Below are 24,714 nucleotides of genomic sequence, written 5' to 3' on the forward strand. Positions count from 1 at the left end.
TCCTGCTGGGGTTTTGCGGCTGGGCCTAGGCGTCGGCCACCGCGAACGCCGCCGACAGCGGTGGCAGCATGGCCCGCGCGTTCGCCCCGGCGAACCACAGGCCGACGGTGAAGACCGAGGTGGCCTCCAGGTATTTCGCCCGATGGAGGCCACCGGCCGGGAACGGTTGCAGGGCAAGGTCTTCGGCGAGCGACGCCACGGTGCGCATCGCGTCGGCGTCGTCACCGCAGAGCGGGACGGCCAGTCGCTCGCCGTCGAAGACGCGGTCCGGTCCGGCCCACACCTCGGCGGCGAGCAGGTTGAAAGCCTTGACCACGTGGGCTTTCGGGACGGTCGCCGCGATGCGTTCGGCCACCGCGTCCTCGCTCAGGACGAACGCGGTGACGCCCTCGGGCGCGGCCGCGTCGGGCAGGAAGGCGTTGGTGCAATCGATGAGGACCTTGCCCGCCAGCGCGTCGCGGTGTTCGCCGAGCACGGCGGTGAGCGCGTCGACCGGCACCGCCAGCAGCACCACGTCGGCGTCCGTGATCGCCGAGACGATGTCGCCCGCGCGGACAACGGGCGTCGCCGCCGAGCCGATGCCCGGCACCTCGGTGGATCGACGCACCGGCTGGCGCGAGCCGATCCGGGCGGCGAGCTCTTGCCCGGCCTCGGCCGACCGCGCGCCGATCCGCACCTCGTGGCCCGCCGCCGCCCAGCCGCCGCCGAGCGCGGCCGCCATCGCACCGGCGCCGATGATTCCGATTCGCATGAGAACTCCCAGGGTTCGCGGGTGCCGACGCCCGATGGCATCGACCACACCGACGGTAGGAATTCCGATAGGCACTCCCGGGTGCCTTTCGGCGGTGGCAGGCTGGATCGCATGACCGCGGAACCGGCCGAACGGGTCGACTACGCGCCGTACGGCGACTACGAGTCCGACTGCCCCGCCAGGATGGGCGTCGATCTGTTCGGGAATTCCTGGCTGCCCGTGATCGTGTACATGCTGCGCGATGGTCCGCTTCGTCACAGTGACCTTCGCACCGCCGTCGGGGGCATCAGCCAGAAGATGCTCACCCAGACGCTGCGGCGGATGGAACAGATGACGCTCGTGCGCAGGCAGCGGTATGCCGAAGCGCCGCCGCGGGTGGAATACGAACTCACCGAAGCGGGCCGCGATCTGCTCCAGCCGATTTATGCGCTCGGCGCATGGGTCGACCGGCACGGGGCCGCGGTGACCCTCGCGATGTACGGCGAACCGCCGGACTGACACGCCGAGGACACTCCAGGTGCCCGCCGGGTGAACGGCACGAGAACGCCACGCCAAGGGCCTGTGACCTGCGCGAAACTTCGACGACCCGCCACCGATACGTCGGTCGGCACTCGTACGATCAAAGCGTGAGTGTTCCGCAGGCCGTGCTGTTGGCAGTCCTCGCGGCTGTCGTCGGACTGGCAGTCGGGGGCCTGCTGATCCCGTATGTCAACGCCAGGCAGGCCGCCCGCACCCAGGAAGACACCGGGCTGACCATGTCCCAGGTGCTCGACCTGATCGTGCTCGCCTCCGAGAGCGGCATCGCCGTGGTCGACGAGTACCGCGACGTGGTCCTGGTGAATCCGCGCGCCGAGGAACTCGGCCTGGTCCGCAACCGGTTGCTCGACGAACGCGCGTGGGCCGCCGTGGAGAAGGTGCTCGCCACCGGCGAGTCCGCCGAATACGACCTCACCGCCAAGAACCCGCTGCCCGGCCGTGGCCGGATCGCCGTGCGCGGCGTCGCCCGCAAGCTCTCACGCGAGGAGACCAGCTTCGTCGTGCTGTTCGCCGACGACGACTCCGAGCAGGCGCGGATGGAGGCGACCAGGCGCGATTTCGTCGCCAACGTCAGCCACGAGCTCAAGACCCCCGTCGGCGCGATGAGCCTGCTGGCCGAGGCCATGCTGGAATCCGCCGACGATCCCGAGGCCGTGCGCCACTTCGGTTCGCGCGTGCTCGGCGAATCGCGGCGCCTCGGCAAGATGGTGACCGAGCTGATCGCGCTCTCGCGCCTGCAGGGCGCCGAGAAGCTGCCGGATCTGGCCGTGGTCGACGTCGACACCGTGGTGCAGCAGGCCGTCGACCGGTCGCGCACCGCCGCCGAGGCCGCGGGCATCACCGTCAGCACCGACCGGCCCAGTGGGCTGGAAGTGCTCGGCGACGAGACGCTGCTGGTCACCGCGCTGTCGAACCTGGTCGAGAACGCCATCGCGTACTCGCCGCAGGGGTCGCACGTGTCGGTGAGCCGGTCGCTGCGCGGCGATCACGTCGCGATGGCCGTCACCGACCGTGGCATCGGCATCGCCAAGGAAGACCAGGAGCGGGTGTTCGAGCGGTTCTTCCGCTCCGACAAGGCCCGCTCGCGGTCGACCGGCGGCACCGGGCTCGGCCTGGCCATCGTCAAACACGTGGCGGCCAACCACAACGGTGAGATCACCCTGTGGAGCAAACTGGGCACCGGCTCGACGTTCACGCTGCGCATCCCCGCCCATCTGGAAACCGATGGGGACGAGGACGCGGAGCAGGGGCCGGAGCTCGCCACGAGAGAAACCATTGTCCAGCGCACCCCCGCTGGACGAACGAACGGTGTGGAGGCACGCAGATGACGAGTGTGTTGATCGTCGAGGACGAGGAGTCGCTGGCCGATCCGCTGGCGTTCCTGCTGCGCAAGGAGGGCTTCGACGTCACCGTTGTCGGCGACGGCCCGTCCGCGCTGGCCGAGTTCGATCGTTCCGGCGCCGACATCGTGCTGCTCGACCTGATGCTGCCCGGCATGAGCGGCACCGATGTCTGCAAGCAGCTGCGCACCCGCAGCGGCGTGCCGGTGATCATGGTGACCGCGCGCGACAGCGAGATCGACAAGGTCGTCGGCCTGGAACTGGGCGCCGACGACTACGTCACCAAGCCGTACTCGGCGCGCGAGCTGATCGCCCGCATCCGCGCGGTGCTGCGCCGCGGCGCTGGTGACGAGCTGGATTCCGGCAGCGAGAACGGCGTGCTCGAGGCCGGTCCGGTGCGGATGGATGTGGACCGGCACACGGTGCACGTCAACGGCGGGCAGGTGACCCTGCCGCTCAAGGAGTTCGACCTGCTCGAATACCTGCTGCGCAACTCGGGTCGCGTGCTCACCCGCGGGCAGCTGATCGACCGGGTGTGGGGCGCCGACTACGTCGGTGACACCAAGACCCTGGATGTGCACGTCAAGCGCCTGCGCTCGAAGATCGAGGCCGACCCGGCCAAGCCGGAGCACCTGGTCACCGTGCGTGGCCTGGGGTACAAGCTCGAAGCCTGATCCCGCGAACGAACAGAGCCCCGTCGGTCCGCCGACGGGGCTCTCGTGTTCGGAGGGACTTAGACGGAGCTCCAGGCGGGGCCGAGCGGGGTGTCGATCTTGCGCAGGTTGTACCAGCCGAACTGGTCTTCCTGCATGCAGTCGTAGATCGCCACGTCGGTGCCGGTGCCACGGCAGGCGATCGTGGTCGAGGTGCCCTGGGGGCTCACGATGATGTACTTGCCGTCCTGGGCCGCGGTCAGGGCCTCGGGGGAGTTGTAGTTCACGAAGCTCGAGGTGAAGTCCGCGTACTTGGCCGGGTCACCGTTCGGTTCGGCGTTGGCCAGGCCGGTCATGGAGAGGGTGGCGCCGATCACGAGGGTCGCCAGGGAGAGCGCTTTCTTCGACATGGATAACGATCCAACCCGATCGGAGTGACTTCCGCATGACCACGGGGTGAACCAGCAGGTTACGAGGTTTTCACGCCGATTGATTCGAAATGTGAGCCTCGGGGTGGATGCGTTCCGCCTCCACCGTCGCCGGATGCACCGCGATCAAGCCGAGGCCCTCGCGCCGGCGGCACAGCCGGGCCAGTTCCTCGTAGGCGGGCGCGCCGAGCAGTTCCCGCAGCTCGGGGCCGTAGGACTGCCACACCGGCTTGGCGCCGACGTGCGCGTCGGGCGAACCGGTGCAGTACCAGTCCAGATCGAGGCCGCCCGGACCCCAGCCGCGGCGGTCGTATTCGGTGACCACGGTGCGCAGGATCTGTTCCCCGTCCGGACGTTCCACCCAGTCCTGGGTGCGGCGGATCGGCAGCTGCCAGCAGACGTCCGGCTTCACCTCGAGCGGTTCGATGCCCTTGCGCACCGCCATGATGTGCAGCGCGCAGCCGGGGCCCGCGGCGAAACCGGGGCGGTTGAGGAAGATGCAGGCGCCGTCGAAGCGGCGGGTCCGCAGGGCCGGTTCGTCCTCGAGTTCGTCGAGCTCGAGGTAACCCTTCTTGACGACCTTGCCCTTCTCGGTGGCCTCGCCCATCAGCTGCCAATCCTCGGGTGTGAGCATCTTCACAGCACCGGCCAGCCGCTTGCGATCGTCCTTGTCGGCGAGGAAAGCGCCGTGCGAGCAGCACCCGTCGTCGGGGCGTTCGGCGATGATGCCCTGACAGGCGGGTGTGCCGAATACACACGACCAGCGGGAGAGTAGCCAGGTCAGATCGGCGACGATTTGGTGCTCGTCGTTTGCTGGGTCGGTGAACTCGATCCATTCGCGTGGGAAGTCGAGCTCGACCTCGGGGCTCGGATCGATCTTTCGCCCAGGTCGGAGCCCGGTCTCCGCGGTGCCAGATGCGCCTTCGGTCACAACTTGTGACGCTAACAGTTCAGTCGCCTGACCTGTAGTACCGGATCACCAAGTACCGTATTCCTGTGCGGCTTGGTGTTCTCGATGTCGGAAGCAATACCGTTCACCTGCTCGTGGTGGACGCGCATCGTGGTGGTCACCCGATGCCGATGAGCTCGTCGAAGTCGGCGTTACGGCTCTCGGAGAACATGGACGGGGACGGCCGCATCACCGAGGCGGGCGAGGCCAGGCTGGTCGCGACCATCGAGGAATTCGCCGATCTGGCGCGCAATTCCAAGTGCGTCGAGCTGATGCCGTTCGCCACATCGGCCCTGCGTGAGGCCACCAATTCCGACGAGGTGCTGGCCCGGGTGCGCGGCATGACCGGAGTCGATCTGCAGGTGCTCTCCGGCGACGACGAGGCCAGGCTGACGTTCCTCGCGGTGCGCCGCTGGTTCGGCTGGAGCGCGGGCCGCATCATCAACCTCGACATCGGCGGCGGCTCGCTGGAGATGTCCAACGGCGGCGACGAGGAACCCGATGTCGCGCTGTCGCTGCAGCTCGGCGCGGGCAGGCTCACCAGGGAATGGCTGCGCGACGATCCGCCGAGCAAGCGCAAGATCGCGGTCCTGCGCGATTGGCTCGACGCCGAGCTCGTCGCCCCCACCCGGACCATCATCGAAGCGGGCAAGCCCGACCTGGCCGTCGGCACCTCGAAGACGTTCCGCTCGCTGGCCAGGCTGACCGGGGCGGCACCCTCGGCCGCCGGTCCGCGGGTGCGCCGTACACTGACCAGCTCCGGTTTGCGCCAGCTGATCGCGTTCATCTCCCGGATGACCGCGGCCGACCGCGCGGAGCTGGAAGGCGTGAGTTCGGACCGGTCCCAGCAGTTGGTGGCCGGCGCACTGGTCGCGGAGGCGAGTATGCGGGCGTTGTCGCTCGACAGCATCGAGATCTGCCCATGGGCGCTGCGTGAAGGCCTGATCCTGCGCAAGCTGGATACCGAGCCGAACGGGGGCCCGTCGGTCGTCCCGCCGGTCGCGTCGGTGGCGAGAGCGGAGTCGGCATGAGCGCTGACGATTCGAAACAGCTATCGGTCGCCGAACTACTCGCGCGCAATGCCGCGCAGGGCGCGTCGCCGCCGGCGAGCGGTGGCGGCGGCAGGCGGCGGCGCAGTGGTCGCGGGCTCTCGGTCAACGATCTGACCGGGGAGAACGCGGCCGTCCGGCCGAACTCGCACGCCGCGCCCAGCGCGGAGCCCGAGCCGCCCGCCTATCAGCCGGAGCCGGCGCCCGCCTACGAACCGCCCGCGAGTTATCAGCCCGCGCCGTATCCGCCGCCGGGCCCGGCCGAGCCGGCGTACTCGCCGATGTCGGGGCCGATCACCCGCTTCGATCCCCATTCCGGGTTCTCCGCCCCCGATCCGAGCGATCCGCTCGGTGTGGCGGGCCAGCGCCCGTCGGCCGATCCGTTCGGCCCGTATCGCGCCGAGGCGCGCGACACCGGCTCGCGCGGTGCCGGACGTGGTCCCGGCCGGCTGGGCGCGCCCGGCTCGGCCCAGCCGGTCGACCCCGGCATCGCCGAGATGTTCGGCTCGGGCGCGCTGCCCGCGGTCGGTGGCGGCCGTCGTCGCCGGGCCGAGCCGGACGAGGCGCCCGAACCCGCTCCGCTGCCCGAGCCGCCGCAGGCGCCGCCCGCCACCGGTGGCCGGGCTGCCCGCAGGCGCGCGGCCGAGGCCGCCGAGGAGGCCGCAGCGGCGCCCGCGCCGTGGACGCCGGACGCGTCGGGATACGCGGCGCCGGCCGGTTACGAACCCCCCGCACCCGCCCCGGACTCCGCCCGTGGTTTCCCCGGCCGCCAGGACTCGGGATCCGGTTTCGGTGGTTTCCCCGCTCCCGGTGGCGCGGCGCCCGGCTTCAACGCGTTCCCCGAGTTCGGCCCGCGCGCCGACATCGACGCCACGCAGGTCTACAACGCCCCGCCCGCCCCCGACGTCCCGCAGGCGCGGGGGACCGGCTGGCCCGCCCCCGAGGCCGAGCAGCGGCCGTCGCTGGATCGCCGCAGGCCGGGGCCCGAGGCGGGCAAGACCGGTGGGCTGCCGTCCTGGTCGGCGCGCAGGCACCGGCCCGACCCGGCGCCGTCCGCGCCCGAGAGCGGCGGCTTCCCGACCGCCGCCTGGTCGCCGGTCAGCCAGGAGCAGCCGCTGATCTCGGGTCAGTCGGTGGCCGGTGACCTGCTGCGCCAGCAGGCCGACGACGCCGACGCCCGCACCGAGGTCTACCGCGTCGGCGGTAACCGCGCCGCCGAGCCGGACACCGACGACTACGCCGAGTCCGACTACGTCGACCGCGACTACGCCGACAACGACTACACCACCGGCGACTACGACACCGGCTACGACGATGACGACTACGACGACTACGAGCCCGAACCGAAGCCGACCAGGGCGAGCAGGCGGGCCGCGACCAAGGCCGCCGCGTCCAAGGTGGCGAGCCGGGCCAAGTCGCGCGCGGCGAGCCGGGTCGCGGCCAGTCGCGCGAGCGGCGGGCGCTTCTCCCAGCTGGCGCGCGGCGCCACCGAGGACGACAACCGCCGTCAGTGGCTGATCCTCGGCGGGCAGAGCGTCGGCGCGGCGATCGCCGGAATGTTGCTGTTCAAGGGTTTCGAGACGATGTGGGAGACGCTGCCCTGGGTCGCGCTGGCCCTGGCCATGGTCGTCATCCTCGGGCTGGTGGCGCTGGTGCGGATACTGCGCCGCACCGACGACATCTACAGCACTGTGATCGCCGTCGTCGTAGGCGTCTTCGTGACGCTCGGACCGCTAGCCTTTCTCCTCAGTACCAGCTGAAGCAGGGAGTGGGCTGTGGGGAACGCGCGGGCGGATATCGGAATCGGGCTCTCGACGGCGTCGGTGTATCCGGAGAACACCCAGGCGGCGTTCCGCTACGCGGCCGAATTGGGTTACGACGGTGTGGAATTGATGGTGTGGGCCGAGCCGGCCAGCCAGGACATCGCGACCGTGCAGTCCTATGTGAAGCGCTACGGCGTTCCGGTGCTCGCCGTGCACGCGCCGTGTCTGCTGATCTCCCAACGGGTCTGGGGCGCCGACCCGGTGGCCAAGCTGGAGCGCAGCGTGCGCACCGCGCAGGCGCTCGGCGCCGACACCGTGGTGGTGCATCCGCCGTTCCGCTGGCAGCGCCGCTACGCCAAGGGTTTCGCCGACCAGGTCGGTGAGCTCGAGGCCAACTACCCGATCAAGGTCGCGGTGGAGAACATGTTCCCGATGCGGGCCGACACCCTGTTCCGCGAGGGCGCGGTGCGCAGGCTCGAACGCCGCTCCGGGCCAGGTCCGGCGGTGAGCGCGTTCAGCCCGTCCTTCGATCCGACCGATATCGGCTTCGAGCACTACACCCTCGATCTCTCGCACACCGCGACCGCGGGCGCCGACGCGCTCGAGCTGGCCCAGCGGATGGGCGAGGGCCTGGTGCACCTGCATCTGGCCGACGGCCGCGGCGCCGCCCACGACGAGCACCTGGTCCCTGGCGACGGCACCCAGCCGTGCGCGCAGCTGTGCGAGCACCTGGTGCACACCGGTTTCACCGGGCACGCCGTCGCCGAGATCAACACCCAGACCGCGCGCACCACGGCCGAACGCTCGGCCCTGCTCGGCCGCACGCTCGACTTCGCGCGCAGGCACCTCACCGGCGCCACCCACGCCGACCTCAGCTGAGGCATCTGCTACGTCACACCGCCGCAGTATGGTGCCTTGCATAGCATGCTTGTACGCTGTACGAACCGAAGTGAACCGCGACCAGGAGTGACGATGACGCGAGAACTCGCGACCGACGCGCCGTTCGGTCAGGTCGTCGACCTGACCGAACTCCCCACCACCGATGCCGAGACCGGGCGCTACGTCGGCATCATCGCGCCCGCCTGGACCATCGGTCCCAAGGTGCACGGCGGCACCATGGTCGCCGCCAGCGCCGCCGCGGCCACCCGCTGGCTCACCGAGTCCGACGCCTCGCTCGCGCAGATGGCGCCGATCGCGGCCAGCTCCGACTTCCTCGGCGCCCCGGAGCCCGGCGAGGTCGAGTACGCGGTCCACATCCGCAAGAAGGGCCGCCAGATCTGCCTCGCCGACGCGGAGCTGATCCAGAACGGCCGCACCCTCGTGCGCACCGCCTTCACCTTCGGCCACCTCGACGCCGACGGCACCCGCTGGAGCGACACCGGCACCGACATGCCCGCCGAGCCCGATGCCACCGCGCTCGAGTACACCCCCGATTCGCCGATGGGCAAGATCGTGCACGTCGGCGAGGTGGCCCGGGTCTACCTCGACGCGAAGTGGGCCGACTTCGCCCGCGGCGAGACCGGCGCGCCCCGGGCCCGGCTGTGGATCCGCCCGCTGGACGGCGACGAGGCCGACCCGCGGGTGCGCGCCGCCTTCGCCATGATGGCCGCCGACATGAGCCCGCCGGTGCCGATCAACCTGGGCCAGTTCGGCTGGTCGCCGACCGTCCAGATGACCACCTACCTGCGCCGCATCCCCGCCCCCGGCTGGCTGCGCGTCATCGCGACCGCCCGTGAGGTCGGTGAGCGCATGTTCGACGAGGACCAGCTGGTCATCGACTCCACCGGCGCGGTCGTCGCGCAGAGTCGCCAATTGGCGTTGATCCCGGCGGCGCGCTGAGGGGTGCCGCACCACTAACCTGGATTCCATGACGAGAATTGCGGTAGTCGGTGGCGGTCGGATCGGTGAGGCGCTGGTCGCCGGATTGCTGGAGTCCGGCCGGGCGACCAAGGACCTGGTCGTCGTCGAGCCGGTCGCCGCGCGGGCCGCGCAGCTCGCCGAGCGTTTCAAGGTGCGGGTGAGCGGTTCGGTCGTCGAGGCGGTCGTCGGGGCCGACATCGTCGTCGTCGCGGTCAAGCCGGGCGATGTCGACTCGGTGCTCACCGATCTGTCCAAGGCCGATCTCGACACCGGCAGCGAGCAGGTGCTGGTGTCGCTGGCCGCGGGTGTCACCACCGCGCGGCTGGAGTCCAAGCTGCCCGCGGGCTTCCCGGTCGTCCGGGTCATGTCGAACACCCCGATGCTGGTCGGGCAGGGCATGAGCGTGCTCGCGCCGGGCCGCTACGCCGACGCCGAGCAGCTCGAGCTCGTCGGCGAGATGCTCGAGGCCGTGGGTAAGGTGGTGACGGTGGCCGAATCGCAGATGGACGCGGTCACCGCGGTGTCGGGTTCCGGACCGGCGTACTTCTTCCTCGTCGTCGAGGCGATGATCGATGCCGGTGTGAGCCTGGGGCTGGCGCGCGATGTGGCCACCCAGCTGGTCGTGCAGACCATGATCGGCTCGGCGGCGCTGCTGGACGAGACCGGGCAGAACGCGGTCGATCTGCGGGCCGCGGTCACCTCGCCCGCCGGTACGACGGCGGCGGCACTGCGGGTGCTCGAGCGCGGCGCGTTGCGCTCGACGTTCATCGAGGCGCTGCACGCCTCCAAGCAACGCTCCGCGGAACAGGGCGCGTCGAACGAATGACGATCGGGTACCCGGGATGAAAACCGATTTCTCACACCCGTCGCAGTAATCCCACTGGTCCCGCTAAGCTCGTAGAAGCACGTGCGTGTCTGTTCCGCCGGTGGGGAAGCCGGCGGCGCGGACGTGCCGGAGGTCAATGGTGCCATGATGTCTGCGAACAGAATGTCTGCAAGCAATTCACCGGCGTCGGGCGGCGGATCGGGTTCGCCGAGTCCGCGGGTCGGCTCCACACAGGGACAACCGGTGATCGGCGGTGGCACTCAGTTTCTCACCGTCGCCGAAGTCGCCGATCTCATGCGGGTGTCCAAGATGACGGTGTATCGGCTCGTCCACTCGGGTGAACTGCCCGCGGTGCGGGTCGGCCGCTCGTTCCGGGTGCACGCGAAGGCGGTGCACGACTACCTGGAGACGTCGTACTTCGACGCCGGCTGACCCAGGTCGGCCACAAGGGCGGTTTCGTCGCTGCTCGGGTGTCCCGGTAGCATGAACCCTCGGTTCGTGTCCGCCTGCCGGTGGCACCGCTTCGTGGTGTCCGGTGCGCCCCGGCGGCGCGGACACCAGACGACGCACGCGACACCGCGTGTGTATGCCGAGAAGAGAAACGCGAGGAAACCCTATGGGTTCTGTGATCAAGAAGCGCCGCAAGCGTATGTCGAAGAAGAAGCACCGCAAGCTGCTTCGCCGCACGCGTGTTCAGCGGCGCAAACTCGGCAAGTAAGCCTGCGTGCCACGCGAGCCCGTCACCTTCGAGGTGGCGGGCTCTCGTTTTGAAAAGATCAGGTTTGTGAATCTCGTCATGCGCTGACGAGTCGACCTCGTTAAAAGCTTGTTGATCGTGTCGGTGGGTGGCACGAATGCGGCTACTCTGGTACGCGGGAAAACATGAGAAGCAGGGGGCTTTGAGTGGGGCCAGGACCGAGTTCCGATACACGGGAACGACACGTACCGAAGGTAGTGCTGGTGACCGGAGCCAGCCGCTTCTTCGGTGGCAATGTCGCGTCCCGGCTCGCCGCGGAACCGGGTGTCGAGCGCGTCATCGCGGTCGACACGATGACCCCCAGCCGGGAGCTCCGCCGTCGCATGGGCAGCGCCGAGTTCGTGCGCGCCGACATCAGGAATCCGCTGATCCGCAAGGTCGTCGAGGGCAACGACGTCGACACCGTCGTCCACGCGGCCGTGCTCACCCGTCCGCCCGCCGGTGGCGGTCGCGCGGTGATGAAGGATCTCAACGTCCTCGGCACGATGCAGTTGCTCGCGGTCTGTCAGAAGGCGCCGTCGGTGCGGCGCGTTGTCGTCCGGTCGTCCTCGGCGGTGTACGGCTGCAGTGCCAAGGACCCGGCGAAATTCACCGAGGAAATGGGCGCGCGTACCCCACCGTCCGGTTGGTTTGCGCGCGACATGATCGATATCGAGGCACTGGTGCGCGGAATGGCGCGACGCAGGCCTGATATTTCCGCCTCGATTCTGCGTTTCGCGCCGATCGTGGGTCCCCGGCTGGCCGATCGGGGAGTGCAATATCTGCGCTCGCCGATCACCCCGACCGTCCTCGGGCGCGAAGCCAGGCTGCAATTGCTGCATGAAGAAGACGCTGTCGCCGTCCTGGTGCACGCGGCATTTCGGGCACACGGCGGCACGGTGAATATCGCGGGCGACGGCGCGCTGGCCATGTCCCAGGCCATCCGCAGGGCGGGCCGCATTGTCGCGCCGGTGCCGTTCTTCGTTTTCCGCACTGTCGGGCGCACGCTGATGGGCCCGGTCATGCGCGGATTCAGCGGTGAACAACCCGACTACTTCTACTTCGGTTGCGGGCTGGATACCACCCGCATGCGGACCGAACTCGGTTTCACCCCCCGCTGGACCACGGTCCAGGCATTCGACGACTTCATCGCGGGCGCAGCGTTGCGGCCCGTCTTCGATCCGGCATGGATCGACGCCGCGGAAACCAAACTGCTCGGCCTCATCGGGGCCGGTTCGGGAGCGCATACATGAACGAGGGAGCGAAAGTCATTCGTCTCGACGTGAATGTCGAGGCCCGACAACGACCGCAGGCGCGCCGCTGGCCAGACCAGCCGAGGCAAGCCACCCCGGTCACTTCGCTGAGTGAACGCAGGCCGGGGATGCCGACCCGGCCACCCAAGACCCTGTCCGACCTCGTCCGCGACACCGTCGCGGGCCAGATCGAGAACGCCGCGCAGTTCGCGCGTCGCCGGCTCACCGGCGACTACTCGGTCGACGAGTTCGGCTACGACGAGCATCTGCTCGAGTCGGTCATCCTGCCCGCGCTGCGGCCGCTGTCGGACTACTGGTTCCGGGTCGAGGCCACGGGCCTGGAGAACATCCCGGCCACCGGCGGCGCGTTGATCGTCGCCAATCACGCGGGCACCGTCCCGCTCGACGGGCTGATGCTGCAGCTGGCCATCCACGACAAGCATCCGAGCCACCGCGCGCTGCGGCTGCTGGCCGCCGACCTGATCTTCGAGCTGCCCCTGCTCGGCGCGCTGGCCCGCAAGGCCGGGCACACGCTGGCCTGCCACCCCGACGCCGAGCGGTTGCTGCGCTCCGGCCAGATCGCGGGCGTGTTCCCCGAGGGCTTCAAGGGCGTCGGCAAGAACTACGCCGACCGCTACAAGCTGCAGCGCTTCGGGCGCGGCGGGTTCGTCTCGGCGGCCGTGCGCACCGGAGTGCCGATCATCCCGTGCTCGATCGTCGGCTCCGAGGAGATCTACCCCAAGCTGGCCGACATCAAGCCGCTGGCCCGCCTGCTCGGCCTGCCGTACTTCCCGGTGACCCCGCTGTTCCCGCACCTGGGCCCGCTGGGCGCCGTGCCGCTGCCCTCGAAGTGGTACATCGAATTCGGTGAGCCGATCGCCACCACGGCCTACGAGCCGGAAGAGGCCGACGACCCGATGACGATGTTCGAGGTCACCGACCAGGTCCGCGAGACCATCCAGCAGACCCTCTACAAGCTGCTGGCCAAGCGCCGCAACACCGTGCTGGGGTAGCGGCGCCTAGCGCTCCCGGTGGCGGGCGACCGCCGCCGCGACCGCACCGCCCGCCGCGCCGAGTGCGAGCGCGGTGGGCACGCCGATCTTGGCGGCCTTGCGGCCGGTGCGGAAGTCACGGATCTCCCAGCCCCGGTTCTTGGCGACCTCACGCAGGTCGGAGTCGGGGTTGATCGCCACCGCGGTGCCGACCAGCGAGAGCATCGGCACATCGTTGTGGCTGTCGGAGTAGGCCGTGCAGCGCTTGAGATTGAGGCCCTCGCGGATGGCCAGGGTGCGCACCGCGTGCGCCTTGCCGAGGCCGTGCAGGATGTCACCGACCAGGCGGCCGGTGAACTTGCCGTCGACACTCTCGGCCACCGTGCCCAGCGCGCCGGTGAGCCCGAGCCGCTTGGCGATGACATTGGCCAGCTCCACCGGCGTCGCGGTGACCAGCCACACCTGCTGGCCCGCGTCCAGGTGCATCTGGGCGAGCGCGCGGGTGCCTGGCCAGATCTTGTCGGCGATGATCTCGTCGTAGATCTCCTCGCCGAGCGCGGCGAGCTCCGCGGTCGGGCGGCCCGCGATGAAGCTGAGCGCCTTCTCCCGGCCCGAGGCCATGTCGGAGGAGTTCTCCTTGCCGGTGACCCGGAACTTCACCTGCTTCCAGGCGACGTCGACCAGATCGGAGGTCTTGAAGTACTTGCGGGCGGCCAGCCCGCGGGCGAAGTGCACGATCGAGGCACCCTGGACCAGGGTGTTGTCGACGTCGAAGAACGCCGCCGCCGTCAGATCGCGGGGTACCTCCCGGCCCGTCGGCTCGCCCTGTTCGGCGAGTTCGGACTCGTGCAGGGTGAGCGCGGCGTCGGCGCTGGCCTCACCGGCCAGGTTGGCGCGCAGCTCCTCCTCGCTCGGCCCGAACGGGCTGCGGGGCAGCCGTGCGAACTGTTCCTGCAGTTCCTGGCCCAGGCGGCTGGGTTGCCACCGCGCAGGGAACTCCCCGAATCGCCCTGCGACGAATCCGGCCCTAGCCACCTTCGAACGTTCCGGCACCAGTACCCTCCGCTAGTCGCGCGAACCATGTCCACAGTAACCGGATTCACCGACAAGCCGCGGCGGGCTCGAGGATTAAATAGGGCTCATGACTAATCCCACACCCACCGTGACCCTGTTGACGCGCGCCGGTTGCTACCTGTGCACCACGGCACTGGCGCAATTGGAGACGATCTGTGGTGATTTCGGTCTCCCGGTGCACACCGTCGACGTCGACGAGGCCGCGGCCGACGACCCCGGACTACGCGCAGAATACGGCGATCGGCTGCCCGTGGTCCTGTTGGATGGCCGTGAACACAGCTATTTCGACGTCGACGAGCCACGTTTGCGGGCCGACCTGAGCCGTTTCGCTGGTCGCGGCGGAAAATGAGGCCAATTTCACCGACTTTGTGAACGCCTGCACAAGCGGTTACGGTGGTGGCACGCAATCCGCACCGCCGCGCTCAGCAGCGGCGGTGACCGGGTTTGTACAGCCCCCCATGGCACCGGTCGCGCTCTCGCGACGCAGTGACCCCCACCGGTGAACGAACGACAGGAACCGGACCGCGATCAGGCCCGGCACGAGGAGCCGACGACGTGACAGAGCAGCATGAGACGCCAGGTGGCGTCTCCGGCAAGGCTCTTCAGAGGGATATCCCCCAGGCCACGGTGACTCGTCTTGCTACCTATCTCCGGGTTCTCGCCGGGTTGGCCGACGAGGGTGTAGCCATCGTATCGAGTGAGGAACTGGCTGTCGCGGCGGGTGTCAATTCGGCCAAGCTGCGCAAGGATCTTTCCTTCCTCGGACCCAACGGTGTGCGGGGTGTCGGCTATGACGTAGCCAAGTTGCGCACCAGGATCGAAGATGTGCTCGGTCTGTCACAGGGACATCGGGTGGTGCTGATCGGTGCGGGCAATCTGGGCCGCGCCCTGGTCGGCTACGGCGGTTTCGGGGTACGTGGTTTCACCGTGGTCGGGATCTTCGACAACGATTCCGCGGTGATCGGCCAGGCGTACGCCGGTCTCGTCGTGCGCGATGTCGACCAGCTCACCGAGCAGATCCCGGCGCTCGCGCCGACCATCGCGGTCCTCGCCGTGCCGGACGAGGCCGCCCAGGACGTGTGCGACCGGCTCGTCGCTGCCGGGCTCCCGTCGATCCTGAGCTTCGCCCCGTGTGAACTGCGCGCACCCGCCCACGTGGAGGTCCGCCGCGTCGACCTGGCGATGGAGCTGCAGATGCTCTCCTTCGACGCCGCTCGCAACGACGCGCCCGCCCTGCCCGAGGTGGCCCAGGCCGGATCCGGCCGGATCGCCCGCCGGGTACCGGCGCAGAACCATCCCGCCCTCACGCACCCCGCGCCGGTCGAACCGGCGCGCGGCAGGCCGACGCGACGCACCGCGCCGCACTCGGCCACCCCGCATTCGGCAACGGAGCCAAGCACCAAGGGATCGGTGATCACGCCATGAGCGTCCTGCTCGTCGGAATTTCTCATCGGAGTGCGCCGGTCTCGGTGCTCGAGAAGGTCGCGATCAGCGAGGCCGACCGCCCGAAGCTGGTCGACCGGCTGCTCGCCTCCAGCCACGTGTCCGAGGCGATGATCGTCTCCACCTGCAACCGCGTCGAGGTCTACGCCGTGGTCGACGCCTTCCACGGCGGGCTCGGCGAGGTCAGCGAACTGCTCACCAAGCATTCCGGGCTGCCGCTCGGCGATCTCACCCGGCACGCCTACGTGCGCTACAGCGAGGCCGCCGCCGAGCACCTGTTCGCGGTCGCCAGCGGCCTGGACTCGATGGTCGTCGGCGAGCAGCAGGTACTCAGCCAGATCCGCAGCGCCTACGCCAGCGCCGACGGGCAGCAGGCGGTCGGGCGCACCCTGCACGAGCTGGCCCAGCACGGGCTGCGGGTCGGCAAGCGGGTGCACTCGGAGACCGGCATCGACCGGGCGGGCGCGTCGGTGGTGTCGGTGGCGCTGGACCGGGCGCGCGGCGTCGTCGGCGAGCTGGCCGGGCGCACCGCGGTGGTGCTCGGCGCCGGCGCGATGGGCGGCCTGGCCGTCGCGCATCTGTCGCGGGCCGGGATCGGCCGGATCGTGGTCGTCAACCGCACGCTCGACCGCGCGCAGCGCCTGGCCGAGACCGGCCGCAGCATGCACGGCGTCGACGCCGAAGCGGTGGAGATGTCGCGGCTGACCGAGGCGATGGCGGCCGCGGATGTCGTCATCACCTGTACCGGCGCGGTCGGTGCGGTCGTCACCCTGGCCGACACCCACCGCGCGCTCGCCGGGCGGGTCAACACCGAAGCCGCCGACCGGCCGCTGGTCTTCTGCGACCTCGGCCTGCCGCGCGACGTGGAACACGCCGTGGCCGGGCTGCCCGGCGTCGCCGTCATCGACATCGAATCGCTGCAGCGCGATCCGGCCGCGGGCGCCGCGGCCGACGACACCGCCGCCGCGCGTCAGATCGTCGCCGACGAACTCGCCAAATACCTTGCCGGGCAACGCATGGCGGAGGTCACCCCCACGGTGGCCGCGCTGCGGCAGCGGGCCGCCGAAGTGGTGGAAGCCGAACTGCTGCGGCTGGATTCGCGGCTGCCCGACCTGGCCGACCCGGCCCGCGACGAGGTAGCGCGCACCGTGCGCCGCGTCGTGGACAAGCTGCTGCACGCGCCGACGGTGCGGGTCAAGCAGCTGGCTTCCACGCCGGGCGGCGACAGCTACGCCGAGGCGCTGCGTGAGCTGTTCGAACTGAAACCCGGTGCGGTGCAAGCGGTTGCCGCTCCCATGGAGGTCGCTGCGGCGGAGTCCGCGCTGGCCGACGACTTCACCGCAGGACACCTCGGCGACGGGCAGGACGCATCATGACCACGACAGTGCAGGAAGAGGACACCGTGACCGCAGGCAGCATTCGTGCGCCGTGGCGGATCGGCACGCGCGGCAGCCTGCTCGCCCTGACCCAGGCGGGCACCATCCGTGACGCGCTGATCGCCGCGGGTCAGCCCGCCGAGCTGGTCGTCATCAAGACGCCGGGCGACCTGTCGTCGGATCCGGTGCAGAAGATCGGCGTCGGCGTGTTCACCTCGGCGCTGCGCGACGAGCTCGCCGCGGGCGGCATCGACATCGCGGTGCACTCCTACAAGGACCTGCCCACCGCCCAGGACCCCCGCTTCACCATCGCCGCCATCCCGCCCCGCGAGGACCCGCGCGACGCGCTGGTGGCTCGCGACGGCCTGGTCCTCGGCGAGCTGCCCGCGGGCGCCAGGGTCGGCACCTCCGCGCCGCGGCGCGCCGCCCAGCTGCGCGCGCTCGGTCTCGGTCTCGACATCGTCCCGCTGCGCGGCAACATCGACTCCCGGCTGCGCAAGGTGAGCGAGGGCGAGCTCGACGCCATCGTGATCGCCCGCGCCGGCCTGTCCCGGATCGAGCGGACCGACGCGATCACCGAGTCGCTCGAGCCGGTGCAGATGCTGCCGGCGCCGTCGCAGGGCGCGCTCGCGGTGGAGTGCCGCAGCGACGACCCGGAGCTGATCGAGATCCTCACCGGCCTCGACGACGCGCCGACCAGGGCCGCGGTCGTGGCCGAGCGCGCGCTGCTCGGTGAGCTCGAGGCGGGCTGCACCGCTCCGATCGGCGCGATCGCCGAGGTCGTCGAGTCGATCGACGAGGACGGCCGGATCTTCGAGGAGCTGTCGCTGCGGGCCTGTGCCGCCGCGATCGACGGTTCCGACGTGCTGCGCGCCTCGATCGTCGGCGCGCCCGCCGATGCCGAGGAGCTCGGCCGCACGCTCGCGCGCGAACTGCTGGATCTGGGCGCTCGCGCACTGCTGAGCGTCGCGGACGAGCCGGAACCGGAGGTCGGTTCCCCCACACAGGCGGTGAACACTCCCGCCCCAGACTTCACCAATTCCAGCCCGATGGAGAACAACCGATGAGCAGCCGAGGCACCAAGAAGCAACCAGGGCGGATCCTTTTCGTCGGATCCGGCCCCGGCGACCCGGCCCTGCTGACCGTGCGCGCCCGTGAGGTGCTCGAGCGGGCGACGCTGGCGTTCACCGACCCCGACGTGGACAAGGGCGTGCTCGCGCTGATCGGCATCGGCGTCGAGGCGGCCGAGGACGGCGAGCGTCCGGTGGACGTGCGGCCCGCGCTCGGCGAGCCCGCCGAGGTGGCCAAGACGCTGATCGCCGAGGCCCGCAACGGCCACGATGTGGTGCGCGTCGTCGCCGGTGATCCGTTGACCACCGATTCGGTGATCAACGAGGTCAACGCCGTCACCCGCTCGCACATGGTGTTCGAGGTGCTGCCGGGCCTGCCCAACGGCTCCGCGGTGCCCAGCTACGCGGGCATCGCCCTCGGTTCCGGGCACACCGAGGCCGATGTGCGCGGCGAGGTCGACTGGGCGGCGCTGGCCGCCGCCCCCGGTCCGCTGGTGCTCAGCGCCACCTCCGGCCACCTGGCCGAGACCGCGAGCGCGCTGGTCGAGCACGGGCTGGCCCCGCAGACCCCGGTCGCGGTGACGGTGCGTGGCACCACCCGGCAGCAGCGCACCATCGAGGCCACCCTGGCCACGCTGAACAACGCCGCCTCCGAACTGGTCGGCCCGCTGGTCGTCACCGTGGGCAAGGAAGTCGACAAGCGTTCGAAGATGTCGTGGTGGGAGTCGCGGGCGCTCTACGGCTGGACCGTGCTGGTGCCGCGCACCAAGGACCAGGCCGGCGAGATGAGCGAGCGGCTGGTGACCCACGGCGCCATCCCGATGGAGGTGCCGACCATCGCGGTCGAGCCGCCGCGCAGCCCCGCGCAGATGGAGCGCGCGGTGAAGGGCCTGGTCGACGGCCGCTACCAGTGGGTGGTGTTCACCTCCACGAACGCGGTGCGCGCGGTGTGGGAGAAGTTCGCCGAGTTCGGCCTGGACGCGCGGGCGTTCTCCGGCGTGAAGATCGCCTGTGTCGGCGAGGCCACCGCGGAGAAGGTGCGCTCCTTCGGCATCAACCCCGAACTGGTGCCGAGCGGCGAGCAGTCCTCCGAGGGCCTGCTGGCCGACTTCCCGCCCTACGACGACGTGTTCGACCCGGTCAACCGGGTGCTGCTGCCGCGCGCCGACATCGCCACCGAGACCCTGGCCGAGGGCCTGCGTGAGCGCGGCTGGGAGATCGACGACGTCACCGCCTACCGCACCGTGCGCGCGTCGCCGCCGCCGGCGGAGACCCGCGAGATGATCAAGACCGGCGGTTTCGACGCGGTCCTGTTCACCTCGTCCTCCACGGTCCGCAACCTGGTCGGCATCGCGGGCAAGCCGCACGCGCGCACCATCGTCGCCTGTATCGGCCCGAAGACGGCCGAGACCGCGATCGAATTCGGCCTGCGCGTGGACGTGCAGCCCGAGACCGCGCAGGTGGGTCCGCTGGTGGAGGCGCTGGCCGAGCACGCCTCGCGCCTGCGCGCGGAGGGCCTGCTGCCGCCGCCGCGGAAGAAGAGCCGCCGCAGCAGCAGCCGCTAGCCTGCCGAGACCGCCCGAAGGCCCGCCCACCGTGGCGGGCCTTCGGCGTATCGGAATCATCGGCTGTAGCGCAGCAGCGTGCGGACCAGCCGGCAGGTGGCATCCGACGGCGGGCGCAGCTCGATCTGGTCGGCGGTGCGGCGGATCGTCTCGTTGGTCGCCTGATTCGGCAGGTACACACCGGAATCGAGCAGCGCGATCGTCAACCGCATGGCCTTGAGCCTGCGGTTGTGCGTGACATACCAGCGCCGCGGCCTGCCCGCGGGCAGCCGCTTCTTCTCCAGCGGCACATACGGTGCGGTGATGAAACCGGACTTCGACGTTGCGGCAATGGCGTTCATGGCGTCCTCCCGTCGCGAATGGGTCCCGCCCCCGATCGTCGGGAACCCTCGAACACGCTTTCGATTGTAGCGAGGGGGTCCGACAAGTTTCGCCGATCTCTCGCGGAAGCCATTGAGCTCCAGTGGGATTCGATGTTATCCACAGGTTCGCGACGGCCTGCCGCCGGGCGGGTGTCGGACCCGTGTGGTCTAGTGGGCACCGATGTCACGGGAGGAGACACGATGACGGTGGACGGGGTCGGCGCACGGCTCGGCACGCACGTAGAGGCGGGGGAGCTGCTCGGCCTGGCCTGGCTGGTCGCGGTCGGCGACGAGGTGCGCACCGGAACGGCGGGCCATCTCGACGAGTCGCGCGCGGCGCCCGTGCGCACCGACACGATCTTCCGCATCTCCTCGATGACGAAGCCGCTCACCGCCGTGGCCGCCGCGATCCTGATCGAGGACGGCGTGCTCGACCCGGCCGAACCCGTCGACCGGCTGCTGCCCGAACTCGCCGACCGTCGCGTACTGACGCATCCGGCCGCCGAGATCACCGACACCGTCGCGGCCCGGCGCCCGATCACCGTCGACGACCTGCTCACCTTCCGGCTCGGCTGGGGGATGGACTTCGCCGACTTCACGCCCAAGCCGCTGGACGCGGCCTGGAGCGAACTCGGTCTCGGCTGGGGTCCGCCCACCCCGGCCCGGCTGCCCTCGCCCGATGTCTGGCTGGCCAGGCTCGGCACGCTGCCGCTGCAATATCAGCCGGGGGAGCGCTGGCTCTATCACGTCGGCGCGCCGATCCTCGGATTCCTGGTCGCCAGGGCCGCGGGCACGCCGTTCTCGGAGTTCCTGGCCGAGCGGGTGCTGCGTCCGCTCGGCATGGACGACACGGGTTTCGCCGTCCCCGCCGACAAGCTCGACCGCTTCGGTCCGCACTACGCCGACCGCGATGACACGCGCGTCGTCTTCGACCCGGTCGACGGACAGTGGAGCATGCCACCCGCGTTCGAGGGCGGTGGCGACGGACTCGTCTCCACCCTCGCCGACTATCACCGGTTCGCCCGGATGTTGCGCGACGGCGGCGTCCTGGACGGCGAGCGGATCCTGTCGGAAGCGGCGGTGGCGACGATGACGCGCGACCACCTCACCGCCGAACAGCTCGCGCGCGGCGGGCCGAACCCGGACGGCAGCGCGGGCTGGGGCTACGGCGTCGGTGTCCAGCTCAGCGACCTGCCGGACGGCCCGCGCGCCGGCTCCTACGGCTGGTCCGGCGGCCTCGGCTCCACCTGGTCCAACGATGGCGCGGTGACCGGAATCCTGCTCACCAACCAGACCTGGAACTCGGCCGGACCGCTCCCGGTGTTTGCCACGTTCGAGTCGATCTTGGGCGAGGTGGCCCGCGCGGACGACCCCGCGTAGGCGCCGACGCGAGGCTCCGCGCGCAGGCGTATTCTCCGGTCTATGACCGCTTTCGACCGCCCGCGGCGGTTGCGCAGGACACCCGCATTGCGTCGGCTCGTCGCCGAGACCACGCTGGAGCCGCGTCAGCTGGTGCTGCCGATGTTCGTCGCCGACGGCATCGACGAACCGCGCGAGATCAGCTCGATGCCCGGCGTGTATCAGCACTCGCTGGACTCGCTGCGCAAGGCGTCGGTCGAAGCGGTGACCGCCGGGGTCGGCGGCCTGATGCTGTTCGGCGTCCCGCTGCCCGAGGACAAGGACGCCACCGGCAGCCAGGCCAGCGACCCGAACGGCATCCTCAACCGGGGGCTGCGCGCGCTGGCCGAGGAGGTCGGCGACGCGACCGTCGTCATGGCCGACACCTGCCTGGACGAGTTCACCGATCACGGCCACTGCGGTGTGATCGGCGCCGACGGCGCGGTGGACAACGACGCCACCCTGCATCGCTATGTCGAGATGGCGCTGGCCCAGGCCGAGTCGGGCGCGGACCTGCTCGGCACCAGCGGCATGATGGACGGCCAGGTCGGCGCGATCCGGCGCGGCCTGGACGCGGTCGGGCGCACCGACACCGCCATCCTCGCCTACGCGGCCAAGTACGCCTCCGCCTTCTACGGCCCGTTCCGCGAGGCCGTCGGCTCGTCGCTGGAAGGCGATCGCCGCACCTACCAGCAGGACCCGGCCAACCGTCGCGAATCCCTGCGCGAACTCGATCTCGACCTCGCCGAGGGCGCCGACATCGTGATGGTCAAGCCCGCGATGTCCTACCTCGACATCCTGCGCGACGTGGCCGACCGCTCCACGGTCCCGGTCGCCGCGTACCAGATCTCCGGCGAGTACGCGATGATCACCGCCGCCGCCGAGCGCGGCTGGATCGACCGCAGGGCCTCGGTCCTGGAGTCGCTGATCGGCATCCGCCGGGCGGGCGCCGACATCGTGCTCACCTATTGGGCGACCGAGGCTGCACACTGGCTGTCGTGATCGTTCCACCGCAGAAACCCGAATCCCGCCCGATGCCCGAGGATGTCGGCACCGCACGTCAGCTGTGGTGGGCCGTGTCCGGGCTCGGGGTCGTCTACACCGGCGCAGGCATCGCCACCATGACCGGGCAGCGCGACGAGCTGAGCAAGCAGTTCCTCGACGAGATGCACAAGAGCGACCCGAATTTCCCCGCGTCCACGGTCGATGTGATGGTGCTGCTCGCCTTCGGGCTGACCGCGGTCGTCGGGCTCGTGCTCGCCGGGGTCACCGTGCTGATCGCGCAGCAGCTCGGCAAGGGCAAGTCCTGGGCGCGCACGGTGCTCACCGTTGTCGCGGTCTGGCTGGGGATGGGCGCGGTGGCCACGATGTTCGCCTTCTCCGGCGACACCTCGGTGGCCACGATGATCGCCGGTGGCACCGCCATCGTGCAGGGCGTGCTTGCGGTCGGCGCCGCGTACCTGAGTTACCGGCCGGAATCGACGAAGTACTTCCAGCTGAACCGTCGGTGAACGCGAGGTTGAACACCGACGTCTTTGGTCACTGACACGCCACAGTGTATGGTGAGCATGATCACAGGGATTTGGGGTAATCCCGGTGATGTGACCGGTGGCAGAACCGGGGGATTCGGAGGCAATGATGCGCGTGGTGATCGAGCAGCAGCACCGCCTGCGGCGCGACCTGTTGGTCATCGGCTTGATGGTCCTGCTGGCCGTCGTCACCATCGCCCTGATCCTGTTGCCGAGCCTGGTCGGCTGATCCTCGGGCGCCCAGGCGCCGCGGTCCTCCCATGGTGTTGTTCTCCGAGCCCGGCGCGCGGTGGCGCGCGGTCGCCTACGGCCCGCTGCTGTGCGCGGTGATCCTGCTGGTGGAATGGCTCGCGGGCAGCACCCTGCACGGGTTCGCCCTCGGTTTCTGCGCCGTCGCCATCGGTGGTTTCACGGTGCTGCAGGTGATCGCGGGCCGCACCCACGCCCGGGTCGAACTGACCGGCACCACCTTGCATCAGGGCGTCGAGTCGATGGCGCTGACCGAGATCGCCGCCGTGCTGCCCACCGATGACGACGACGCCGCCGACGGCCGCGCGCTCGGCGCCCTCAGCGGCGTGCCGCGGCGCCGTCGCGGCATCGGATTGCGCCTGGTCGACGGCCGGATCGTGCAGGCATGGGCGATCGACCACGCCGGGCTGCGCGCCGCACTCGGCTCGGCCCTGGCAGGATCGCAGGGATGAGACGCTGGATCGCCACGGCGCTGTGCGAACTGGGCCTCGCCGTGATCTGCCTGGCCGGTGCGGTCTACAGCTGGAGCCACGCGCGGCGGGTCACCGGCTTCGTCACCTCCGACGAGCACCCGGGATTCGAGGCCGTTCGCTACGTGCCGCCCCTGCTGCTGCTCGCGACGGCGCTGGTCATCGTCGCCGGGGTGCTGGCGATCGACGCCGTCGCCCGGGTCGTGACCGGATCTGTAGCACTGCGGTCCGCCGAACCGATGTCCTGAGTGCAGCCGAATCCCAATGCGCGCGTTGGGATTCGGGACACATCTCGACCGCCCGCCTCGGCGGGCACCACGGAGGACCACCGATGACCAAGCTCATCGCAGGATTTTGTACCGCGGCCGCGGCCACGGCGGCGATCGCCCTGGCTGCGGCACCCGCCCAGGCCGCAGGCCTGCCCCTGACCCCCATGATCGCCGAGCCGGCCGCCGGTGGCTTCGCCCCGGAGACCGGCTCGAGCGGTATCTACAACGGCATCATGTGCCAGCTGCACACGATCTCGGCCGAGGTCCCCTGCATGTACACCTAGCCGGCCCACTGCTGGTAGACGTCGACGACGCGGCCGCCGCGCGTGCCCGGCGCGTTCAGGAACACGGTGACGGTGCCGTCGGGATGGCTCGCCGCCTCCGTCACCACCTGACGCAGGGTGGCGCGGATGCCGCCGTCGGCGTCGCGGTGCAGGTTCGTGTCCCCGTGCAGCCCCGCGCCGATCCGGTTGGCGGGGACGAACATCGCGGTGAGCGCCGGGATCGGACCGGCGCCGAGCGCGACGGTCTCCTCGTGGCTCAGCTGGGCGCCGATCCGGTCCGACTGGACCTGCGGTGCGAAGGCGGTGGCCGAGCCCGCGCCGAAGACCACTCCGGCCGCGGCGAAACCCACGCCGAGGGCAGTGCTGGTGACGCCGAAACGCATGAAATACCCTTCCGCTGATAGCTGATGTCTACCGCTCAGTGCCTGAGCAGCCCGCAGCGTAGCCGCAGGCCAGCGCACCCGGATCGAAATCATCCGCGCCTGGGG

The 24,714-nt window shown here is 70.2% G+C and carries 29 protein-coding genes; 23 read left to right on the top strand and 6 right to left on the bottom strand.

The window, feature by feature from the left end; all coding sequences use genetic code 11:
* Positions 1–25: 25 nt before the first annotated feature.
* A complete protein-coding gene (locus ACFYWJ_RS08540; RefSeq protein ID WP_355274018.1) occupies positions 26–751 on the bottom strand; it encodes an NAD(P)-binding domain-containing protein in 726 nt (241 codons plus the stop codon).
* Positions 752–862: 111 nt separating this feature from the next.
* Between ACFYWJ_RS08540 and ACFYWJ_RS08545 the strand changes: the two genes are divergently transcribed.
* The 3 genes from ACFYWJ_RS08545 to ACFYWJ_RS08555 all read left to right on the top strand — a co-directional run bounded on the left by ACFYWJ_RS08545 (position 863) and on the right by ACFYWJ_RS08555 (position 3,302).
* On the top strand, positions 863–1,249 hold the full coding sequence (locus tag ACFYWJ_RS08545; RefSeq protein WP_355274016.1) for a helix-turn-helix domain-containing protein: 387 nt from the start codon (positions 863–865) through the stop codon (positions 1,247–1,249).
* Positions 1,250–1,377: 128 nt separating this feature from the next.
* Positions 1,378–2,616: an ATP-binding protein gene (locus ACFYWJ_RS08550; RefSeq protein ID WP_355274013.1), complete on the top strand. Its 1,239-nt coding sequence runs from the start codon at positions 1,378–1,380 to the stop codon at positions 2,614–2,616.
* Positions 2,613–3,302, top strand: coding sequence for a response regulator transcription factor (locus tag ACFYWJ_RS08555; protein ID WP_019049472.1), 690 nt, complete (start codon positions 2,613–2,615; stop codon positions 3,300–3,302). The genes ACFYWJ_RS08550 and ACFYWJ_RS08555 overlap by 4 nt, the downstream gene beginning before the upstream one ends.
* 59 nt (positions 3,303–3,361) lie before the next feature.
* Here ACFYWJ_RS08555 and ACFYWJ_RS08560 read toward each other — a convergent pair whose 3' ends face one another.
* Together ACFYWJ_RS08560 and ACFYWJ_RS08565 are read right to left on the bottom strand one after the other, a co-directional pair.
* On the bottom strand, positions 3,362–3,691 hold the full coding sequence (locus ACFYWJ_RS08560; RefSeq protein ID WP_355274010.1) for a hypothetical protein: 330 nt from the start codon (positions 3,689–3,691) through the stop codon (positions 3,362–3,364).
* Positions 3,692–3,761: 70 nt separating this feature from the next.
* The gene (locus tag ACFYWJ_RS08565; RefSeq protein WP_355274007.1) at positions 3,762–4,640 is read right to left on the bottom strand and encodes a hypothetical protein; all 879 of its coding nucleotides are present in this window, start codon (positions 4,638–4,640) and stop codon (positions 3,762–3,764) included.
* A 65-nt stretch (positions 4,641–4,705) separates the two neighbouring features.
* Between ACFYWJ_RS08565 and ACFYWJ_RS08570 the strand changes: the two genes are divergently transcribed.
* From ACFYWJ_RS08570 to ACFYWJ_RS08610, 9 genes are all read left to right on the top strand, one after another.
* The gene (locus tag ACFYWJ_RS08570; protein WP_355274004.1) at positions 4,706–5,689 is read left to right on the top strand and encodes a Ppx/GppA phosphatase family protein; all 984 of its coding nucleotides are present in this window, start codon (positions 4,706–4,708) and stop codon (positions 5,687–5,689) included.
* Positions 5,686–7,467 (top strand): hypothetical protein, encoded by a 1,782-nt coding sequence (locus tag ACFYWJ_RS08575; protein WP_355274001.1) that lies wholly within the window; start codon positions 5,686–5,688, stop codon positions 7,465–7,467. Before ACFYWJ_RS08570 ends, ACFYWJ_RS08575 begins: the two co-directional genes overlap by 4 nt.
* Positions 7,468–7,509: 42 nt before the next feature.
* Positions 7,510–8,349 (top strand): sugar phosphate isomerase/epimerase, encoded by an 840-nt coding sequence (locus tag ACFYWJ_RS08580; RefSeq protein WP_355274651.1) that lies wholly within the window; start codon positions 7,510–7,512, stop codon positions 8,347–8,349.
* Positions 8,350–8,442: 93 nt separating this feature from the next.
* Positions 8,443–9,309, top strand: a complete 867-nt coding sequence (locus ACFYWJ_RS08585; RefSeq protein ID WP_355273998.1) for a thioesterase family protein — start codon at positions 8,443–8,445, stop codon at positions 9,307–9,309.
* 28 nt (positions 9,310–9,337) lie between these two features.
* Complete coding sequence (gene proC / locus ACFYWJ_RS08590) at positions 9,338–10,156, top strand: pyrroline-5-carboxylate reductase (protein ID WP_355273996.1); 819 nt, start codon at positions 9,338–9,340, stop codon at positions 10,154–10,156.
* Positions 10,157–10,318: 162 nt separating this feature from the next.
* Positions 10,319–10,588, top strand: a complete 270-nt coding sequence (locus ACFYWJ_RS08595) for a helix-turn-helix domain-containing protein (protein WP_355273993.1) — start codon at positions 10,319–10,321, stop codon at positions 10,586–10,588.
* A 184-nt stretch (positions 10,589–10,772) separates the two neighbouring features.
* Positions 10,773–10,874 carry a 30S ribosomal protein bS22 gene (locus tag ACFYWJ_RS08600; RefSeq protein ID WP_003402602.1) on the top strand — a complete coding sequence of 34 codons (102 nt, stop codon included), beginning with the start codon at positions 10,773–10,775 and terminating at the stop codon, positions 10,872–10,874.
* A gap of 236 nt (positions 10,875–11,110) precedes the next feature.
* Complete coding sequence (locus tag ACFYWJ_RS08605) at positions 11,111–12,145, top strand: NAD-dependent epimerase/dehydratase family protein (RefSeq protein ID WP_355273990.1); 1,035 nt, start codon at positions 11,111–11,113, stop codon at positions 12,143–12,145.
* The gene (locus tag ACFYWJ_RS08610; protein ID WP_387161207.1) at positions 12,142–13,158 is read left to right on the top strand and encodes a lysophospholipid acyltransferase family protein; all 1,017 of its coding nucleotides are present in this window, start codon (positions 12,142–12,144) and stop codon (positions 13,156–13,158) included. The genes ACFYWJ_RS08605 and ACFYWJ_RS08610 overlap by 4 nt, the downstream gene beginning before the upstream one ends.
* A gap of 6 nt (positions 13,159–13,164) precedes the next feature.
* Here the strand turns inward: ACFYWJ_RS08610 and ACFYWJ_RS08615 are convergent, their stop codons facing one another.
* Positions 13,165–14,094 carry an HAD-IB family hydrolase gene (locus tag ACFYWJ_RS08615; RefSeq protein WP_355274648.1) on the bottom strand — a complete coding sequence of 310 codons (930 nt, stop codon included), beginning with the start codon at positions 14,092–14,094 and terminating at the stop codon, positions 13,165–13,167.
* Positions 14,095–14,278: 184 nt separating this feature from the next.
* Here ACFYWJ_RS08615 and ACFYWJ_RS08620 point away from each other — a divergent pair, with 184 nt between their 5' ends.
* The 5 genes from ACFYWJ_RS08620 (at position 14,279) to ACFYWJ_RS08640 (ending at position 19,665) form a co-directional block, all read left to right on the top strand.
* On the top strand, positions 14,279–14,560 hold the full coding sequence (locus tag ACFYWJ_RS08620; RefSeq protein ID WP_355273984.1) for a glutaredoxin family protein: 282 nt from the start codon (positions 14,279–14,281) through the stop codon (positions 14,558–14,560).
* A gap of 206 nt (positions 14,561–14,766) precedes the next feature.
* Positions 14,767–15,636 (top strand): redox-sensing transcriptional repressor Rex, encoded by an 870-nt coding sequence (locus ACFYWJ_RS08625; protein ID WP_355273982.1) that lies wholly within the window; start codon positions 14,767–14,769, stop codon positions 15,634–15,636.
* Positions 15,633–17,030: a glutamyl-tRNA reductase gene (locus ACFYWJ_RS08630; RefSeq protein ID WP_355273979.1), complete on the top strand. Its 1,398-nt coding sequence runs from the start codon at positions 15,633–15,635 to the stop codon at positions 17,028–17,030. The genes ACFYWJ_RS08625 and ACFYWJ_RS08630 overlap by 4 nt, the downstream gene beginning before the upstream one ends.
* Positions 17,027–18,097, top strand: a complete 1,071-nt coding sequence (hemC, locus tag ACFYWJ_RS08635; RefSeq protein ID WP_355273976.1) for a hydroxymethylbilane synthase — start codon at positions 17,027–17,029, stop codon at positions 18,095–18,097. The genes ACFYWJ_RS08630 and hemC overlap by 4 nt, the downstream gene beginning before the upstream one ends.
* Complete coding sequence (locus ACFYWJ_RS08640) at positions 18,094–19,665, top strand: bifunctional uroporphyrinogen-III C-methyltransferase/uroporphyrinogen-III synthase (protein WP_355273975.1); 1,572 nt, start codon at positions 18,094–18,096, stop codon at positions 19,663–19,665. Before hemC ends, ACFYWJ_RS08640 begins: the two co-directional genes overlap by 4 nt.
* 56 nt (positions 19,666–19,721) lie before the next feature.
* Here ACFYWJ_RS08640 and ACFYWJ_RS08645 read toward each other — a convergent pair whose 3' ends face one another.
* Positions 19,722–20,006, bottom strand: a complete 285-nt coding sequence (locus tag ACFYWJ_RS08645; RefSeq protein ID WP_355273972.1) for a hypothetical protein — start codon at positions 20,004–20,006, stop codon at positions 19,722–19,724.
* Between the two features lie 222 nt (positions 20,007–20,228).
* Here ACFYWJ_RS08645 and ACFYWJ_RS08650 point away from each other — a divergent pair, with 222 nt between their 5' ends.
* From ACFYWJ_RS08650 to ACFYWJ_RS08675, 6 genes are all read left to right on the top strand, one after another.
* A complete protein-coding gene (locus ACFYWJ_RS08650; RefSeq protein WP_355273969.1) occupies positions 20,229–21,407 on the top strand; it encodes a serine hydrolase domain-containing protein in 1,179 nt (392 codons plus the stop codon).
* A gap of 42 nt (positions 21,408–21,449) precedes the next feature.
* Positions 21,450–22,427: a porphobilinogen synthase gene (hemB, locus tag ACFYWJ_RS08655; protein ID WP_355273966.1), complete on the top strand. Its 978-nt coding sequence runs from the start codon at positions 21,450–21,452 to the stop codon at positions 22,425–22,427.
* Positions 22,424–22,936, top strand: coding sequence for a hypothetical protein (locus ACFYWJ_RS08660; protein WP_355273963.1), 513 nt, complete (start codon positions 22,424–22,426; stop codon positions 22,934–22,936). Before hemB ends, ACFYWJ_RS08660 begins: the two co-directional genes overlap by 4 nt.
* 278 nt (positions 22,937–23,214) lie before the next feature.
* Entirely contained in the window at positions 23,215–23,655 is a 441-nt protein-coding gene (locus ACFYWJ_RS08665; protein WP_355273960.1) for a hypothetical protein, read from the top strand.
* Positions 23,652–23,921, top strand: coding sequence for a hypothetical protein (locus tag ACFYWJ_RS08670; RefSeq protein ID WP_355273957.1), 270 nt, complete (start codon positions 23,652–23,654; stop codon positions 23,919–23,921). Before ACFYWJ_RS08665 ends, ACFYWJ_RS08670 begins: the two co-directional genes overlap by 4 nt.
* Before the next feature lie 83 nt (positions 23,922–24,004).
* Entirely contained in the window at positions 24,005–24,226 is a 222-nt protein-coding gene (locus tag ACFYWJ_RS08675; protein ID WP_355273954.1) for a hypothetical protein, read from the top strand.
* On the opposite strand, the gene ACFYWJ_RS08680 is transcribed toward ACFYWJ_RS08675, so the two are convergent.
* The gene (locus tag ACFYWJ_RS08680) at positions 24,223–24,609 is read right to left on the bottom strand and encodes a hypothetical protein (protein WP_355273952.1); all 387 of its coding nucleotides are present in this window, start codon (positions 24,607–24,609) and stop codon (positions 24,223–24,225) included. The two genes, ACFYWJ_RS08675 and ACFYWJ_RS08680, sit on opposite strands and share 4 nt — an antisense overlap.
* Positions 24,610–24,714: the final 105 nt, after the last annotated feature.

The organism is Nocardia sp. NPDC003269, assembly GCF_042888005.1.
Taxonomy (GTDB): domain Bacteria; phylum Actinomycetota; class Actinomycetes; order Mycobacteriales; family Mycobacteriaceae; genus Nocardia.